The sequence below is a fragment of the Cupriavidus sp. P-10 genome, assembly GCF_003402535.2.
GTDB lineage: Bacteria > Pseudomonadota > Gammaproteobacteria > Burkholderiales > Burkholderiaceae > Cupriavidus.
Window position 1 is genome coordinate 3,270,367 of sequence record NZ_AP025170.1, and the last position, 16,047, is coordinate 3,286,413.

Annotated in this window: 14 protein-coding genes; 9 read left to right on the forward strand and 5 right to left on the reverse strand. The window is 69.0% G+C overall.

Translation table 11 applies throughout. The annotated features are described in order from the left end of the window. Positions 1 to 11 precede the first annotated feature (11 nt). Both CTP10_RS15030 and CTP10_RS15035 read right to left on the reverse strand, forming a co-directional pair. Entirely contained in the window at positions 12 to 1,073 is a 1,062-nt protein-coding gene (locus CTP10_RS15030; RefSeq protein ID WP_116320230.1) for a glycosyltransferase family 4 protein, read from the reverse strand. Next, positions 1,073 to 2,323 (reverse strand): oligosaccharide flippase family protein, encoded by a 1,251-nt coding sequence (locus CTP10_RS15035; RefSeq protein WP_116320231.1) that lies wholly within the window; start codon positions 2,321 to 2,323, stop codon positions 1,073 to 1,075. The genes CTP10_RS15030 and CTP10_RS15035 overlap by 1 nt, the downstream gene beginning before the upstream one ends. Before the next feature lie 282 nt (positions 2,324 to 2,605). On the opposite strand from CTP10_RS15035, the gene CTP10_RS15040 reads away from it, so the two are divergent. From CTP10_RS15040 to CTP10_RS15055, 4 genes are all read left to right on the forward strand, one after another. Beyond that, positions 2,606 to 3,796: a glycosyltransferase gene (locus CTP10_RS15040; RefSeq protein ID WP_233528167.1), complete on the forward strand. Its 1,191-nt coding sequence runs from the start codon at positions 2,606 to 2,608 to the stop codon at positions 3,794 to 3,796. Between the two features lie 44 nt (positions 3,797 to 3,840). Then, the gene (locus CTP10_RS15045) at positions 3,841 to 4,989 is read left to right on the forward strand and encodes an acyltransferase family protein (protein WP_116320233.1); all 1,149 of its coding nucleotides are present in this window, start codon (positions 3,841 to 3,843) and stop codon (positions 4,987 to 4,989) included. A 213-nt stretch (positions 4,990 to 5,202) separates the two neighbouring features. Continuing rightward, on the forward strand, positions 5,203 to 5,853 hold the full coding sequence (locus CTP10_RS15050) for a putative colanic acid biosynthesis acetyltransferase (protein WP_116320234.1): 651 nt from the start codon (positions 5,203 to 5,205) through the stop codon (positions 5,851 to 5,853). 10 nt (positions 5,854 to 5,863) lie between these two features. Beyond that, entirely contained in the window at positions 5,864 to 7,033 is a 1,170-nt protein-coding gene (locus CTP10_RS15055; RefSeq protein ID WP_116320235.1) for an acyltransferase family protein, read from the forward strand. A gap of 94 nt (positions 7,034 to 7,127) precedes the next feature. Here the strand turns inward: CTP10_RS15055 and CTP10_RS15060 are convergent, their stop codons facing one another. Continuing rightward, the gene (locus CTP10_RS15060; protein WP_116320236.1) at positions 7,128 to 9,545 is read right to left on the reverse strand and encodes a hypothetical protein; all 2,418 of its coding nucleotides are present in this window, start codon (positions 9,543 to 9,545) and stop codon (positions 7,128 to 7,130) included. Between the two features lie 424 nt (positions 9,546 to 9,969). On the opposite strand from CTP10_RS15060, the gene galU reads away from it, so the two are divergent. Next, positions 9,970 to 10,974 carry a UTP--glucose-1-phosphate uridylyltransferase GalU gene (galU, locus tag CTP10_RS15065; RefSeq protein ID WP_116320237.1) on the forward strand — a complete coding sequence of 335 codons (1,005 nt, stop codon included), beginning with the start codon at positions 9,970 to 9,972 and terminating at the stop codon, positions 10,972 to 10,974. 113 nt (positions 10,975 to 11,087) lie between these two features. On the opposite strand, the gene CTP10_RS15070 is transcribed toward galU, so the two are convergent. After that, positions 11,088 to 11,537, reverse strand: coding sequence for a GDP-mannose mannosyl hydrolase (locus CTP10_RS15070; RefSeq protein WP_116320238.1), 450 nt, complete (start codon positions 11,535 to 11,537; stop codon positions 11,088 to 11,090). A gap of 162 nt (positions 11,538 to 11,699) precedes the next feature. Here CTP10_RS15070 and CTP10_RS15075 point away from each other — a divergent pair, with 162 nt between their 5' ends. Beyond that, positions 11,700 to 12,488 carry a 5'-methylthioadenosine/adenosylhomocysteine nucleosidase gene (locus CTP10_RS15075; protein WP_116320239.1) on the forward strand — a complete coding sequence of 263 codons (789 nt, stop codon included), beginning with the start codon at positions 11,700 to 11,702 and terminating at the stop codon, positions 12,486 to 12,488. Between the two features lie 49 nt (positions 12,489 to 12,537). Here CTP10_RS15075 and CTP10_RS15080 read toward each other — a convergent pair whose 3' ends face one another. Continuing rightward, on the reverse strand, positions 12,538 to 12,783 hold the full coding sequence (locus CTP10_RS15080; RefSeq protein WP_116320240.1) for a hypothetical protein: 246 nt from the start codon (positions 12,781 to 12,783) through the stop codon (positions 12,538 to 12,540). Positions 12,784 to 12,951: 168 nt separating this feature from the next. On the opposite strand from CTP10_RS15080, the gene hemA reads away from it, so the two are divergent. The 3 genes from hemA (at position 12,952) to CTP10_RS15095 (ending at position 15,956) form a co-directional block, all read left to right on the forward strand. Beyond that, on the forward strand, positions 12,952 to 14,256 hold the full coding sequence (gene hemA, locus CTP10_RS15085; RefSeq protein WP_116320241.1) for a glutamyl-tRNA reductase: 1,305 nt from the start codon (positions 12,952 to 12,954) through the stop codon (positions 14,254 to 14,256). Positions 14,257 to 14,366: 110 nt separating this feature from the next. Then, on the forward strand, positions 14,367 to 15,449 hold the full coding sequence (prfA, locus tag CTP10_RS15090; RefSeq protein ID WP_116320242.1) for a peptide chain release factor 1: 1,083 nt from the start codon (positions 14,367 to 14,369) through the stop codon (positions 15,447 to 15,449). 180 nt (positions 15,450 to 15,629) lie between these two features. After that, on the forward strand, positions 15,630 to 15,956 hold the full coding sequence (locus CTP10_RS15095; RefSeq protein ID WP_116320243.1) for a hypothetical protein: 327 nt from the start codon (positions 15,630 to 15,632) through the stop codon (positions 15,954 to 15,956). The last annotated feature ends 91 nt before the right edge of the window (positions 15,957 to 16,047 follow it).

Sequence of the window (16,047 nt, forward strand, 5' to 3'; positions counted from 1 at the left end):
CTTGGCCGCGCTCACACCACGCCCAGCACTTCGTGTGCAATCGCCTGGTAGCGCCGCGCCGTATCCTGCAGCGTCAGTCCATCCAGTGGCCGCACGGCCCGCGGCTGCGCCAGTGCGCGCGCCAGCGCCTGCGCGTAAGCCCCGGCATCCGCGCAATCGACCAGTTGCACCGCATCGTGTCCGCGCGCGAACACAAACGCGGGAATCGCGCTGGCGACAACCGGGATGCCACTGGCCAGCGCCTCAAGAAAGGCGATGCTGTGCGCTTCCGATGCCGAGGGCATCGCGAATACCGATGCCTGCGCCAGCAGCCCGGGCACGTTGTCAGACGGACCGTTGATGCTGACCTTGCTGGCCAGGCCGAGCTGCGCGACCAGCGTCCGCACCTTGCCGTAGTACGCGGCGTCTTCGAACACCCCGTACAGCGCCAGCCGCGCCTGCGGCACCTGCTGCAGCAGCGCATGGAAGGCGCGCACGGTATGGAGCTGGTTCTTGACCGCGTCGTAGCGGCCTACCTGCAGCAGCAGGGGCGCGCCTTCCGGCGGCGCGATCGCCGGCAACCCGAAGCGGCTGATATCGACGCCATTGGGAATCACCGTCAGGCGCGGATGCGGGCCGACCTCGGCCAGGTAGTCGCGCACGTTGCTCTGGGCCACGCCCACCACCGCGCGGGCGCGCCGCGACAGCAGGCGCTCGGTCCAGCGGAACAGGTCGCGCTGGAAGTCATTGACCGCGGAGTGCATCACGTACACGACCGGCACGCGCGTGGGCAAGGCGCGCGCATAGAATGCCGGGATGGTGGCGTGGGCAAAGACGATGTCCGGCCGCCAGCGGCGCATCACGCCGTGCAGGGTCCACAGCCGCGCCAGCGGGCGCTGCGCGCGCGGCGGGAAGCTGCACGCCACGCCGGCCGCGGCGAGCTGCGCCCGCAGCGGCGCGAAGTCATCGTGGGCAGGCATCAGCGCCGCCACGGCCACGGTCTCGCCGCCGCGCTGCTGGTAAAGCGCGAGGTCACGCACCAGGATCTCCGCGCCCGACATGCGCGGCGACAGCACCAGATGAAGTATGCGCATTACTTGCTCCTCAAAGCGGCGGCCAGCATCCATGCCATGGCGCTGGCCAGTCCCAGGGTCATGGACCACGCGATCCCGGTGGCGCCCCACCAGTGCGTGGCCGGCGGCACGCAGACCAGCAGCACGCCCACCTGCACCACCGAGGCATGCGTGGCCACGCGTGGCGCGCCAATGGCGCGCAGGTATGCCACCAGCAGCGCGATCAGCGCGCCGATGGCCATGTTCAGCGTGAACACCCGGAACAGCGGCACTGCCTCCAGCCAGCCGGGGCCGAGCAGCAGAAGGAACAGCGGTGCCGCCACCAGGTTGAGCGCCACCACCGCCAGGGCCAGCGCAAGCGCGCCCAGGCCCAGCAGCCGGCGCAGCAGGCGCGGCGCGCTGCCGTCCTGCTGGCGGTGGCGCGCGGCAAAGGTGGGAAACAGGTATTGCGACATGGCGATGCCGGCGTCGGCCAGCAGCATCTGCGCCAGCTTGGATGACATCTGGTACGCGCCCAGCTGCGCCGGCCCCAGCAGCTTGCCGACCATCACCTTGTCGAACTGGTTGAGCAGCAGGTTGACCACGCTGGCTGCCCAGATCCAGCGGCTGAAGCCCAGGTAATGGCCGATGCCGGTCCAGCGCAGCCGCAGTGGCGGGCGCGGGCGCATGGTGGCCCAGGTCAGCACGCTCTTCAGCGTCTCGGCCGCAAGCAGGCCGATCACCACGCTGTAGGCACCGGCGCCGCCGAGCGCACAGCCGACGCTGATGGCGCAATCGGCCACCGCCACCGTGATCTCCAGCGCAGCGACCTGCCGGAAATTGCGCTCGCGGGTCACCACGTAATAGGCAGGCGAGGCCATGCCCCGCAGCAAGGGCAGCGCGGCGGCGAGCTGCAGCAACAGCAGCGCGCCGGCCAGGTGGAACTGCGCTTCCAGCAGCGGCGCCAGTCCGAGCAGCAGCAAGGCCACCAGCGCACCGCGGCAAACCAGCGCCGACCACACCGCGCCCAGCTCGGCCGGCGCCGGCGCGCGCTGGGCCTGGATGACCGCCTGCGGCAGGCCGGTGTCGCTGAGCGCCTCGGCAATCGCCACCGCCAGCAGCGCCACGCCGGCCACCCCCAGCGTCTCTGGCCCCAGCAACCGTCCCACTACCAGGAACTTGACCGCGACCATGCCGCGCACCAGTGCCTGCTGCGCCAGCACCCATACGGCCGAACTGGCGCCGGGCCGCCGGCGCGGCAGCGCCGCCACGAATTTCAGCGTCTTGATCATGGAGCCTCGTCCCTGCCATGTACCGGACTCCACTAGAACGCGTCGCGGCCGCGGGCTTCCGCCATCGTCTAGCGCCTATCGGCCAGCCGCGCGTTGCAGGCTTGGGTCCGCCGGCGGGCGCTCTGCAGAATGGCGCTTGCCGACGCCAGCGCGCTGCTACGGTTGCCTCCATGGATAGCGATTCACAGCGATTCATAGCCATTCACAGCGATCCGCGCACGCCGACATCCACGAACGGCATCGGGCAACGCAGCGCCCGCAGCCGGCCACCAGGGAATGACCATGCCCGATGCCAGCCTCTTCATCATCGAACCTGACTTCTCCGGCCACCGCTGGCGCTACGTGGAGTGGGCGCTGCAGGCCTATGCCGAGGCGGGCCGGCATTGCGTGATGGTGACCGACGCCGCCAACCTCGGGCATCCGCTGGCACAGGCGCTGCAGTCCGGCCGCCATCCCGGCTGCACGCTGCTGGCACTGCCGCTGCCGCCCGACGCCGGACGCGGCGCCGGGCGCATCGCCTACGTCCGCTACTGGCGCATCTTCCGGCACCTGTACCGGCAGGCCTGCGCCGCGCACCGCGCAGGGCTGGTGCTGGTTCCCTATGCGGACTATTTCCTGTGGGCGCTGCCGCTGCTGGGGTCGCCGTTCGGCGCCACGCCGTGGCTCGGCATCACCATGCGCGCCGGCTTCCACCATCATCGCGTGGGCGTGCGCGCGCCGCGCCAGCCGCTGGTCAATGCGGTCAAGACCCTGCTCTTTCGCCGCGCGCTGCGCACGCCGGGGCTGAAGACGCTGCTGTCGATCGATCCCACCCTGCCCGCCTGGCATGGCGACCGCAGCGGCGCGGCGCTGACCTACCTCGCCGACCCGAGTCCCGACATGACGCCGGCCACGCGGGCGGCGGGACGAGCCCGGCTCGGGCTGACCCCGGGCAGCGGCCCGGTGCTGCTGGTCTACGGTGCCATCACCGCGCGCAAGGGCATACGCGAACTGGTCTGCGCCCTTGCCACCCACCGCGCCGCGCCGCGGCTGGTGGTGGCCGGTGCCCAGGACGACGAGATCCGGGCGTGGCTGCCTGCCGCGGCCGCAGGCCTGTCGCCGCCGCCGCTGGTGCTGGACCGCTTCATCCCGGAGCCAGAGGAAGCGGACCTGTTCTCCGCCTGCGACGCGGTGTGGCTCGGCTACCAGGGCCACTACGGCATGAGCGGCGTGCTGGTGCAGGCCTACCGCTTCGGCAAGCCAGTGCTGGCCACGGCGGACGGCCTGATCGGCTGGTTCTGCGGCGGCCGCGACCTGGGCCCGGTGATGGACGACCTGTCGCCCGTGGCCATCCATCGCGCGCTGGACCAGCTCATGCAACCGCCCTCGCCTTTACCCTCTCCCCGGCCGGCAGGCACCGGCTCGCATGCGCACCTGCTGGCGCGCCACACCGTCACCGAATTCAAACTGACGCTGCGCCGCGCGGCGGCATAGCCGCGGCGGCCCCGCGCGGGCCGCCCAGACCCGAGGAGCTGACCATGCCACTTCCACCTGCGGCGGGAACACCCGAGCCCGCACGCCTGCGCGAACTCGATTTCATTCGCGGCCTGGCCATCATTGCCGTGATGGGCATCCACTTCCATACGGTCAACACCGGCAGCACGCTGGTGTGGCTGCTGGAATATCCGCTGAAGAACTTCGGCCGCGAAGGCGTCACGCTGTTCTTCACGCTCAGCGGCTTCCTGGTCGGCGGCCTGCTGATGCGCGAGCTGTCCGAGCGCGGCACCATCGACGCGCGCCGCTTCATCATCCGCCGCATGTTCAAGATCTGGCCCGCCTACTACGCGCTGATCCTGTTCCACGCCATCGTCGGCCGTCACCCGCGCGACAGCTTCCTGCTGCAGAACGTGGTGCACCTGCAGAACTACATGGGCTCAAGCATTGCGCAGACCTGGAGCCTGGCGGTGGAGGAGCACTTTTACCTGCTGCTGCCGCCGGCCCTGCTGCTGGCGGCGCGCCTGCGCCTGGGGCCGCGCACGCTCCTGTGCCTGCTCGGCGCCGCCTGCGTGGCGGTGCTGGCCGGACGCACCGTGGCGGTCGGCGCCGGCGAGATCCAGGCGGCCTACGTCTACACGCACTACCGCGTCGACAGCCTGCTGTTCGGCGTGATGCTGGCGATCCTGTACTGGCTCCTTCCCGGCCACTACCGCAAGCTGGCCACGCGGCGCGCCTGGCTGATGCTCGCGGTGGCCACGCTGCTGGTATGGCTGGTGTTCCTGCAGGACGAGATCACGGTCGAAGAAAGCATCGGCTTCACCATCCAGTCGATCGGCTTCAGCGCGCTGATCGTGCTGGTGCTGGAACATTCGGGCCGGCTGCGCGACACGCTCCCTTACCGCTGGGTGGCGTGGGTGGGGCTGTATTCCTACGGCATCTACCTGTGGCATACCGTCGCGCGCGCGCCCGGCAAGATCTTCATCGACACCGCGCTCGCGCACGGCGCGCCGCCGGTGGCAACGTGGGCGCTGGCCGTGGTGCTGCAGTTCGTCATCGCCATCTGCGCCGGCTACCTGACCACGCGCGCGGTGGAGTTCCCGTTCCTGCGGCTGCGCGACGCGATCTTCCCCGACCGTCGCGCGGGCACCGAGCCAACGCCGCCGCGCGGCATGCAGCATCCGCTGCCCTAGTGAACATCGCGAACGTAGCAGCCGTGCATCGCCCGCCGGCATGGCACTAGTGCGCTGCCGCCAAAAGCTACGCCACGCGTGCCAATCACGCCGCGAGGTGCGTTGCGCCGCGAATGCCGGTCAATAATTTTCTGACGGGAACACAAGACTCGGCACCGAGACGGCCGCACGCCGGACAGCTCGATCCGGCGGCATATGAACGGGAGATCGAACATGGAAGGCGATGCAATCGCGCACCGGCCGGACGGCGCCACCCTGGCGCCTCCGGGCGGCAGCCGCATCATTGCGCTGGACCAGGCCGGCAAGGGCAACTACGAGCGCCGGCGCGGCCGGCTGGTCGAGGCACTGTGGTTCGTGCTGGAGGCAGCGGTCATCAACAACAAGCTGGTGCCCTTCTCCGCGGTGCGCGCGGGGCTGTTGCGCCTGTTCGGCGCGCGCATCGGCCGCGGCTGCCGTCTGATGCATCCGATCCGCGTCAAATATCCCTGGAACCTGGAAGTCGGCGATGCCTGCTGGTTCGGCGTCGATGTCTGGCTGTACAACCAGGACCGCATCCGCATCGGCTCGCACGTCTGCATCTCGCAGGGCAGCTTCCTCACCACCGGCTCGCACGCGGTCGACGGCAACATGGACCTGCTGGTCGCGCCGATCGCGATCGAGGACGGCGCGTGGATCACCTCGCGCTGCATCGTGCAGAAAGGCGTCACCATCGGGCGCTCGGCGGTGGTCACGCCGATGTCCGTGGTGCACCGCTCGCTCGCGCCCGCGGGCATCTACGGCGGCAATCCCTGCCGCTTCATCCGCAACCGCTTCGACGGCACCGGCCCCGAACGCAACGCACCCGACGCAGGCAACGCGTCCTGAGGAGACTGTCATGCGCGACTTGGCACATACGATCAGCGCCGAGCGCGGCCGCTCGATCGAGCTCGATTTCGTGCGCGGCGTGGCGATCATCATGGTGATGGGCATGCATTTCCACACCGTCACTACCGGCTACCCGCTGCTGGCCATGATCGAGTTCCCGCTCAAGCAGTACGGCCGCGAAGGCGTGAACCTGTTCTTCACGCTGAGCGGCTTCCTGGTCGGTGGCCTGCTGCTGCGGCAGTATGCGCAAGGCGGGCAGGTTGACGCGGGCCGCTTCATCATCCGCCGCATCTTCAAGATCTGGCCGGCGTATTACGCGCTGATCCTGTTCCACGTGCTGGTGGGCCGCCATCCGCCCGGCACCTTCCTCTACCAGAACCTGACGCACCTGCAGAACTACCTGGGCTCGTCGATCGCGCAGACCTGGAGCCTGGCGGTGGAGGAGCATTTCTACCTGCTGCTGCCCGCGCTGCTGTTGTTGCTCGGCCGCTGGCACGCCAGCGCCCGCGCCATCCTTTGGACGCTGGGCACGCTGTGCGCGGCGGTGCTGCTGGCGCGCTGCGCGGTAGCGGCAGGCAACCCGCATGCGGCCGCGTTCTACACGCAATACCGCATCGACAGCCTGCTGATCGGTGTGATGCTGGCCACGGTCTACTGGATGCTGCCCGACGCCTACCAGCGCCTGGCGCGCAACAAGGCGCTGCTGCTGGCGCTGGTGCTGGGGCTGGTGGCGTGGCTGGGCTGGTTGCAAAAGGCGCTGGCTGCCGAGGAAAGCGTCGGCTATACGATCCAGGCGATCGGCTTTGTCGCGCTGATCGTGCTGGTGCTGGAATACTCGGCGTCGCTGCGCAATGCGCGCCTCTATCGCGTGGTGGCATGGACCGGCGTCTACTCGTATGGCATCTACCTGTGGCATTCGCTGGCGCTTGCGCCCGGTGACTTCTTTATCCGCAAGGCGCTGGCCTTCGGCGCGCCGGTGCCGCTGGTGTGGGCCGCGGCGCTGGTGCTGCAGTTCGGGCTGGCCATCGGCATCGGCTTCGTGACCACGCGGGCGATCGAGTTTCCGTTCCTGCGGTTGCGCGATGCGCTGTTCCCGCCGCGGCAGCGCCGCGCGCCGGAAGCGGATGGCGGGACGGTGGAAGGGGCGGCTGCGATGCCGGGCAAGCGGCCGGCTGCCTGAGCAAATCGATCGAGCCAGCCGGTACGAGGGAAAAGACGGGATGGAGGTGGCGCCGGCCGGGCAGCGATTCGTGCGAGCCGGCGCCGAAGGTGGGCTACTGCGGCACGTAGCCTTCCGGAGCGGTGGTGCGAGACTGGATCACGGAAGCGTTGGCGGACACCACGTAGAGCGGTGTTCCGGTCAGCTGCAGGTTGACCGTGCCATCGGTGTAGGGCACCGAGATTGCGTTGCCCATCATGTCGAGCACCGACACCTGGCCACTGGTGCCGGGCGCATCGACCCGCAGGCTGTACGGGATGCCGTAGGTGGTGCTGAAGCCCGCCGTCGCGTTCCAGTCCGCATTGTTGTGCGCCCACAGCGCGGTCACGACCTTGCCGCCACCCAGGCGCTGGAAGGCATAGCCGTAGGCGCCGGCAGGCAGGTCGGTCAGCGGGCCCAGCGTATTGGTGCCGTCGATCAGGCGCGTCATGGCCGCGACTGCCATGGCCGCCGGCTTGGGGCTGATCTGCGCCGGGCCGTAGCCGCCATGCGCGTTCTCCAGGTCGAAGAACACGCCATAGCCGGCCTGGCCGCCGGCCTCGGGCGTGTCGCTGGCGTAGAAAACAAAGGTCACGTCGGCGCCCTCGCCCAGCAGGATCAGGTGCGTGCGCGCCACCACCGCGCCATGCCCGTACAGCACGTTGGGCGTGGGATAGGCCGGCCCGTAACGGGTGCCGATGTCATAGCTGATGCCAGTCTCGGTGACAAACAGGCGCGCGCCGCGCTTGAGCTGGCTGGCGACCGCGTGGCGCAGCTCGCGCATCGACGCCGGCAGCGCATTGGCGGCAGCGGCCGCGTCGCTGTCGCCCACCAGCCGTTCCGGCGGGTGCGACGGCGAAGTGCCGATGTCGTAGTAGCCGTGCACGCTGACGCCGTCCAGGTAGGACGCCAGCCCCTGCGGCACCAGCCGGTTCAGCCACTTGCTGTTCTCGCGCACCATCGCATTGGTGACACCCATCACGACTGCCGACGGGTCGGTCCCGTGGATGCCCTGCCAGGTGGCCCGGTACATCGCCACCAGGTTGGCATCGGTATCCAGCCACGGCAGGCCGCCGGCGTAGTCAGGCTCCCAGGTCACCTGGTAGTAGTTGGCCGACTGCGCCGGGAAGTACTGCCTGCGGATCCGGTCCGACTCCTGGCCCACGCGGCCCATGTAGTTCTGGTAATCCGCCAGCGACCTGGGCGCATAGCTGTGGGTCGCGGCGCCGGTCGGGCTGGCCCAGCCCGGGATGCCGTCGAGCTGGATCAGCCGCATCAGCTCGCCGGGCTTGAAGAACCCGGCGAGCTGGTCCGCCTGCGCGGAAAACGTGTTGGGCCCATTCGGCTCCATCTTGTACCAGTTGCGGTTGTCATTGACCCAACTAAGCCCCAGCGTGGTGTAGAGCGGCCGGTAGCCGTCGCCGGTGCAGCAGGCCTGTCCCGGCAGCAGGTAGGCCGCGCCTTGCCCGCCGAACCGGTGCAGGTCCTGGCGTGCGAACGTGGCGGCGGGCAGCACCGGCGACAGGTCGGGCAGCACGCCGAAGGTGGCGATGCCGTCGGGCCGCGTGCCGCGCGCGCGCAACCCGGTTTGTCCCGACCCCAGCGTGGCCGAGATGGCGAAATAGCCGGCCAGCGCCGACACGCATTCCAGCGTGGTGGTGCGCGCCCCGGCCGCTGCCGGGAAGCTGCCTTGCGCGCGCACGGTGCCCCAGGTGTCGGCGACCTGCCAGTTCACCACGTCGTCAGCGCCGGTGCGGGTAGTGATGTGCAGCTGGAAGGCTGCGCCCGCCGCCGCCATGCGGGTGCCGTCGCCGCCGGCGAAGTCGGCCTCGATGGCGTCGCCCGTGCCGCCCGCCGCCACGCTCGCGCCGGGCTTGTTGCAGCTGAGCACGGCGCGCGTGGGGCTGCCTGCGCTTGGCGTCGGCGCGGCGGGTTCGACGGTGTTGTTCGCATACCAGCAGCCCTTGGCGGCGCCGGGCGCGGGGTCGCCAAACACGCCGTTGTTGCAGCCCACGCCGTCGGAGAAAGTCTTGGTCACGTACTGGGTGGTAGTGCCGTACTTGACCACGCGCGTGCCGGCGAAGCTGCAGAAACTGTTCTCGTTGCCGCAGGAGATCCAGCTGTTGTCCGTTGCCGCCGACGCCGCGGTCGCGTCATACCAGCAACTCTTGGCAGCGCCCGGTGCGGGGTCGCCGAAGACACCGTTGTCGCAGGGCGTGCCGCCGGTGAAGGACTTGATCACGTACTGGGTCTCGGTACCGTACTTGACCTGGTGGGTGCCGCTGAAGACGCAGGTCTTGTTCTCGGTCGCGCACAACGTCCACGCGTCTGTGGCTTCCACGGCCAGGCGCGCGCCGCCGCCCCCCTCGCCACCACCGCTGCCGCACCCGGACGGCACAAGCAGCAGCGAACACCACAGGAACAGGCTGGCGAACAGTGTGCGCAGGCGCGGCACAACTGCCGCGCTTGCGTTGGGGCTGGAACAGATCGTCATGGCTTCTCCATCGTTGGTCCCTGAGGTGATCGCTGAGCCGGTGCGTGGCGGGTGCGGTGGCAGCGCCGGCGCGTGCCAGCGGCGATGGATGCCGGGATGGTCGGGATGCCGCCGTGGCACCGGCAAGGTGTGCCGGGGTCCGGCCGGACAGGGGAAGGTCGCGCGGGCGCGGATCGGCGGCGTGCACGGTCGCCGCTCCGGCACTGTCCGGCCGGTCTCCGAAGCTTAGGCAGGGGCTGCCGGATCGATCGGCCAAAACCCTACCTCCAGCCGACGCACCGGCCAATGCGCTCCCGGTGGCCGAAATTGGCGAACAGTTGGCAGAACGCCACCCACCGCGCGCCATACGCTGCAATGACCGGCGCGTTGTTCACCCCGCGGGGGCGCCGGTGCCCAGCGTTCCAATCAAGAACAGGACAACGTCATGCACAAGGTCAAGAAAGCCGTGTTCCCGGTTGCCGGTCTCGGCACGCGATTCCTGCCGGCCACCAAGGCCAGCCCGAAAGAAATGCTGACAGTGGTGGACAAGCCGCTGATCCAGTACGCCGTGGAAGAGGCGATCGCCGCGGGCATCACCGAGCTGATTTTTGTCACCGGACGCAGCAAGCGCGCCATCGAAGACCATTTCGACAAGTCGTGCGAGATCGAGGCCGAACTGATGGCGCGCGGCAAGCAGCAGCTGCTGGACGTCGTGCGCAATATCAAGCCGTCGCATGTCGACTGCTTCTATGTGCGCCAGGCCGAGCCGCTCGGGCTGGGCCATGCCGTGCGCTGCGCCAGCAAGCTGGTCGGCGGCGAACCGTTCGCGGTGATCCTGGCCGACGACCTGCTCGATGCGCCCACGCCGGTGCTCAGCCAGATGATCCGGGTGTTCGACCACTACCACAGCTCCGTGGTGGGCGTGGAGGAGATCGCGCCGGAAGACTCGCGCGCCTATGGCGTGGTAGCGGGCAAGCCCTGGGACGAGCGCGTTGTGAAGATGTCCGGCATCGTCGAAAAGCCCGCGCCGGAGCAAGCGCCGTCGCGCCTCGGCGTGGTCGGCCGCTACGTGTTCACAGCGCGCATCCTTGAATACCTGCAGACGCTGACGCCGGGTGCCGGCGGCGAACTGCAGTTGACAGATGCGATCCAGGCATTGCTGGCCGAAGAACAGGTACTGGCTTACCGCTACCACGGCCGCCGTTTCGATTGCGGCAGCAAGCTGGGCTACCTGATGGCGACGGTGGAGTTCGCGCTGCGCCACGCCGAGGTGGCCGAGCCGTTCCGGCAATACCTGCATGACGAACACGCGCTGGCCTTGCCGGCCCACCTGGCCGAGCTGCCAGTTGCCGAAGGCGCCGCCATGGCGCAACCCGAGCCCGAATCCGCACGTGCCGGGGCGTCAAAGGCGGCGATCGCCGATGCCGCGCTTGCCGCCGCGGATGCCTAGTGTGCCGTGCGGCCGGACCCCCGCCGGCTGCCGCGGCGTGCAGGGCACTTGAGCCCGCCTTTGCGCGGGCGTCTTTTTTTGGCTGGCTTCGCGCGTTGCGTGGTGCTGATCCACTAGCGAAAATACGCGCGCGCGTTGTCGTGGACCGCTTCGTCCGCGAGGATCTGCGCCGGCGTCATCCAGCGGTATTCGCTGTGCTGGTCCGGCGGTGCGGCCAGCGCCATGCCGGGCACCTGCAAGGCATACGCCAGCACCACGTAATGCGTGCCGATGCCGGGCGCCCCGGCAAAGTTGTCGGGGTAGAAATGCTCGAAAGCGCCAAGCAGGCGCGCCGCGGCGCGCGGCATGTCGAGCCCCAGTTCATCCACCGCCACGCGCCGGAAGGCGTCGTCCAGGCGCTCGTCCTTGCGGATGCGGCCGCCCGGCACGAACCACGTGTCTTGCGCCGGCCGGTTCCTGCGGCGGCCCAGCAGGATGCGGCCGCCCGGCTCGGCCACCACCAGGTCGATGGCGACCAGCGGCGCGGTCCGCACTACGGAAAGGAAGTCGTCCTGGTTCAGCATGGCAGTGCAATCGCGGGGTGGTCACCACGGCAGTGTAAGTGGCAGTGCGCCCGCCGGGTGCGGTGGCAGGCGCCAGGATCCGGTCCGCGTCCGACAAAATTTGCGCAGGGCGGACGCCGCATGGCGCTAAGCTATCGGCTTTGCCACCGCCCCGCTGCAACCATGACCCTGGGAATCCTTGCCGCCATCCACGATGAAGTCGATGGCCTGGTGGCCGCCATGCGCCACGACGACAGCCGCGCCACGGTGCACACCATCGGCATGCGCGACTACTACGTCGGCAACCTGTACGGCCAGCCGTGCGTGCTGGTGCTGGCGCGCATGGGCAAGGTGGCGGCCTCGGCAACCACGGTCACGCTGATCCGGGAGTTCGGCGCCACCCAGGTGGTCTTCACCGGGCTGGCCGGCGGCGTCGGCGCCGATACCAGCGTGGGCGACATCGTCATCGCCGACCGCACCATCCAGCACGACCTCGACGCACGCCCGTTCTTCGGCCGCCATGAAGTGCCGCTGCTGGACCGCGCTGAATTCCCGGCCGACCCGGCGCTGACCGCGGAACTGGAAGGCGCGGCGGCGGATTTCCTGCGGCTCGACCTGGCCGCCGAGGTGCCGCCCGAGGTGCTGGCGCGCTTCGGCGTGGCTTCGCCGGCGCTGCACAAGGGCATGATCGCCAGCGGCGACCAGTTTATCGGCGCCCCGGCCGCGGTGGCGGAACTGCGCGGGCGCCTGCCCGGGCTGCTGGCGGTGGAGATGGAAGGCGCCGCGGTGGCGCAGGTTTGCCATGAATACGGCGTGCCGTACGCGGTCATGCGCACGGTTTCGGACCGGGCCGACGATACCGCCCATGTGGATTTCGCGGCATTCCTGAAGGAAGTGGCCAGCCACTATTCCAACGGCGTGCTGCGCCGGCTGCTGGCCGCGCGGGCCGAAGCGGATCCCGTGCGGACCTGACCTGGATCAAGCCGCGCGCAGATTCCCGACCGTCGCGTCAGTTCTGTTTTTACCGTCCGCGCGGCCGGACGGCGCCCCAGACGCCCACCACGATCGCTGCGCCGGCGATCACAGCCAGCCAGCTGCCGAGCTGCCCGTCGATGAACAAGTGCAGTGCGCGGCCGCCGTAGAAAGCGGCTGCCGCACCCGCCGCGCCCAGCACCAGCGCGGCCGGCAGGGTCACGACGGGCCCTGCCGGATGCAGCCGGCGCGCCGCCAGTCCCACCAGCAAACCCACGATCAAGGTGCCCAGCATCCGCTTCTCCTGTGTAGCCTGAATCACAGCGGCGACCGGCCGCGCCGTAACAATACTTCAAACCTGCGCGCCTGCGACGCATACTGGGTATGCGCCTGCAATCTGTGGTGCCGGCGGTATAATGGCAACCGGTCCGGCCACGCTCCGGATCGTACCTGTCCCCAACAAATGCAACTGCTCGCGATCGGCATCAACCACACGACGGCACCTGTCTCGCTGCGCGAGCGGGTGGCGTTTCCGCTCGAGCAGATCAAGCCGGCTCTGGGCGCGTTGCGCGAGCACCTGTCCGGCCGCAGCGGCACCGAAGCCGCCATCCTCTCCACCTGCAACCGCACCGAGATCTACTGCGCCACCGACGTCCTGAAACCGGGCCAGGAAGGTTTCGAGCACACCCTGCGGTGGCTGTCGCAGCACCACAACGTGCCGGCCGGCGACCTGGCCCCGCACCTGTACGCGCTGCCGCAGTCCGAAGCGGTGCGCCATGCCTTCCGCGTGGCCAGCGGGCTGGATTCGATGGTGCTGGGCGAAACCCAGATCCTGGGCCAGCTCAAGGATGCCGTGCGCACCGCCGGCGAGGCGGGCTCGCTGGGGACGTACCTGAACCAGCTGTTCCAGCGCACCTTCGCGGTGGCCAAGGAAGTGCGCGGCCAGACCGAGATCGGCGCGCATTCCGTATCGATGGCCGCGGCCGCGGTGCGGCTGGCACAGCGGATTTTTGAAAGCGTCTCGACCCAGCGCGTGCTGTTTATCGGCGCGGGCGAGATGATCGAACTGTGCGCGACGCACTTTGCCGCGCAACAGCCGCGACAGATCGTGGTGGCCAACCGCACCGTCGAGCGCGGCGAGAAGCTGGCCGAGCAACTGTCCGGCCAGGGCCTGACCGCGCAGGCGATCCGCCTGACCGACCTGGGCGAACGGCTGCATGAGTTCGACATCGTGGTGTCCTGCACCGCCAGCTCGCTGCCGATCATCGGCCTGGGCGCGGTGGAGCGCGCGGTCAAGCGCCGCAAGCACCGCCCGATCATGATGGTCGACCTGGCCGTGCCGCGCGACGTGGAACCGGAAGTCGCGCGCCTGGACGACGTCTTCCTGTACACCGTCGATGACCTCGGCGCGATCGTGCGCGAGGGCAACGCACTGCGCCAGGCCGCTGTCGCACAAGCCGAAGCCATCATCGAAAGCCGCGTGCAGAACTTCATGCACTGGCTGGAAACGCGCAGCGTGGTGCCGGTCATCCGCGAGCTGCAGACCAGCGGCGAGGCCATCCGCCAGGCCGAGCTGGAGCGCGCGCGCCGCATGCTGGCACGCGGCGACGACCCCGAGGCGGTGCTTGAAGCGCTGTCCGGCGCGCTGACCCGCAAGTTCCTGCACGGCCCGACCCACGCGCTGAACCACACCCAGGGCGAGGACCGCGAGGCGCTGCTGCGCCTGGTGCCGGGCCTGTTCCGCCACAGCAGCCACTCCGAGCGCTAGCCGCGCTCCCGTTGTGCCGCGCGCCGACCACGCCGGCACGCAGCCGCCGCCGGCATCCCGTCATCCGGCAGCCCCGGCCCTCCGTCCTACCCCAATTCCCCCGCATCCCGATGAAAGCCAGCATGCTTGCCAAGCTCGACCAACTGGCCGAGCGACTCGATGAAGTCAACGCCCTGCTCGCGCGCGAAGACGCGACCGCCAACATCGACCAGTACCGCAAGCTCAGCCGCGAGCATGCCGAGCTGTCGCCGGTGGCCGAGCAGTACGGGCAATATCGCCAGGCACAGGACGACCTGGGCACCGCGCAGGCGCTGCTGGACGATCCGGAGATGAAGGACTTCGCCGCCGACGAGATCGCCAGCGCGCGCGAGCGGCTGGAAGCGCTGGAACAGAGCCTGCAGCGCCTGCTGCTGCCCAAGGATCCCAACGACGACCGCAACCTGCTGCTCGAAATCCGCGCCGGCACCGGCGGCGAGGAAAGTGCGCTGTTCGCCGCCGACCTGCTGCGGATGTACACGCGTTATGCCGAGCGCCAGCGCTGGCAGGTCGAGATCATGAGCGAGTCCGAGTCTGACCTGGGCGGCTTCAGGGAAGTCATTGTGCGGATCGCCGGCGATGCCGCCTTTTCGAAGCTGAAGTTCGAATCCGGCGGCCATCGCGTGCAACGCGTGCCCGCCACCGAGGCGCAGGGGCGCATCCACACTTCCGCCTGCACGGTGGCGGTAATGCCGGAAGCCGACGAGGTCGGCGAGGTCGAGATCAACCCGGCCGACCTGCGCATCGACACCTTCCGCGCCTCGGGCGCCGGCGGCCAGCACGTGAACAAGACCGATTCAGCCGTGCGCCTGACGCACCTGCCCACCGGCATCGTGGTCGAGTGCCAGGACGACCGGTCGCAGCACCGCAACAAGGACAAGGCCATGAAGGTGCTGGCCGCGCGCATCAAGGACATGCAGACCCGCGCCGCCCAGGCAAAGGAAGCCAGCACGCGGCGCAACCTGATCGGCTCGGGCGACCGCAGCGACCGCATCCGCACCTACAACTTCCCGCAAGGCCGCGTGACCGACCACCGCATCAACCTGACGCTCTACAAGATCGACATGATCATGGACGGCGACATGAACGAACTGCTGTCGTCGCTGGCCGCGGAACACCAGGCAGACCAGCTGGCAGCGCTCGGCGAAGAGACCTGAGCGGCGCCCCGGCCGCTTCCTGCACGAACAGCGCGTAACGTCACACAAGACTTTGTATTTCTTGTAAATGCTTGAAACAGCACTGGTAGGGGTAAACGCGCTGTCTATAATCGATTTCGACCGGCAAACGGAGAATGGTGCCGGGTAAGTCTCTCCCAAAACACTTCCTAGGACGAAATCATGAAAAAACTGCTCGCGCTGTTGATGATCACCGCGGCCATGGCCGCTTGCAGCAAGAAGGAAGAAGCCCCCGCAGCTTCCAGCGCCGACAGCGCCATGCAAAGCGCCGCTGAATCGGCCAAGGCCGCCGCCAGCGACGCCGCGGCAGCAGCCAGCAGCGCTGCCGACGCCGCCAAGGCTGCCGCCAGCGATGCCGCTTCGAGCGCGCAGGTTGCCGCCGAGAAGGCCAAGGAAGAAGCCGGTAACGCCATGGCCAATGCCAAGCAGGCAGCCAAGGATGCCGTCAATGCCGGCGCCGACAAGGCCAAGGACAGCGTCAATAAGTAATCGCCCCGGCGGGGGCTTTATGCCGCCCGCCTCGGATGGGCGGTACACTTGGCGAAACGCCGGAAGTCCCGCCTCAAAGCCCCGCCAGGCC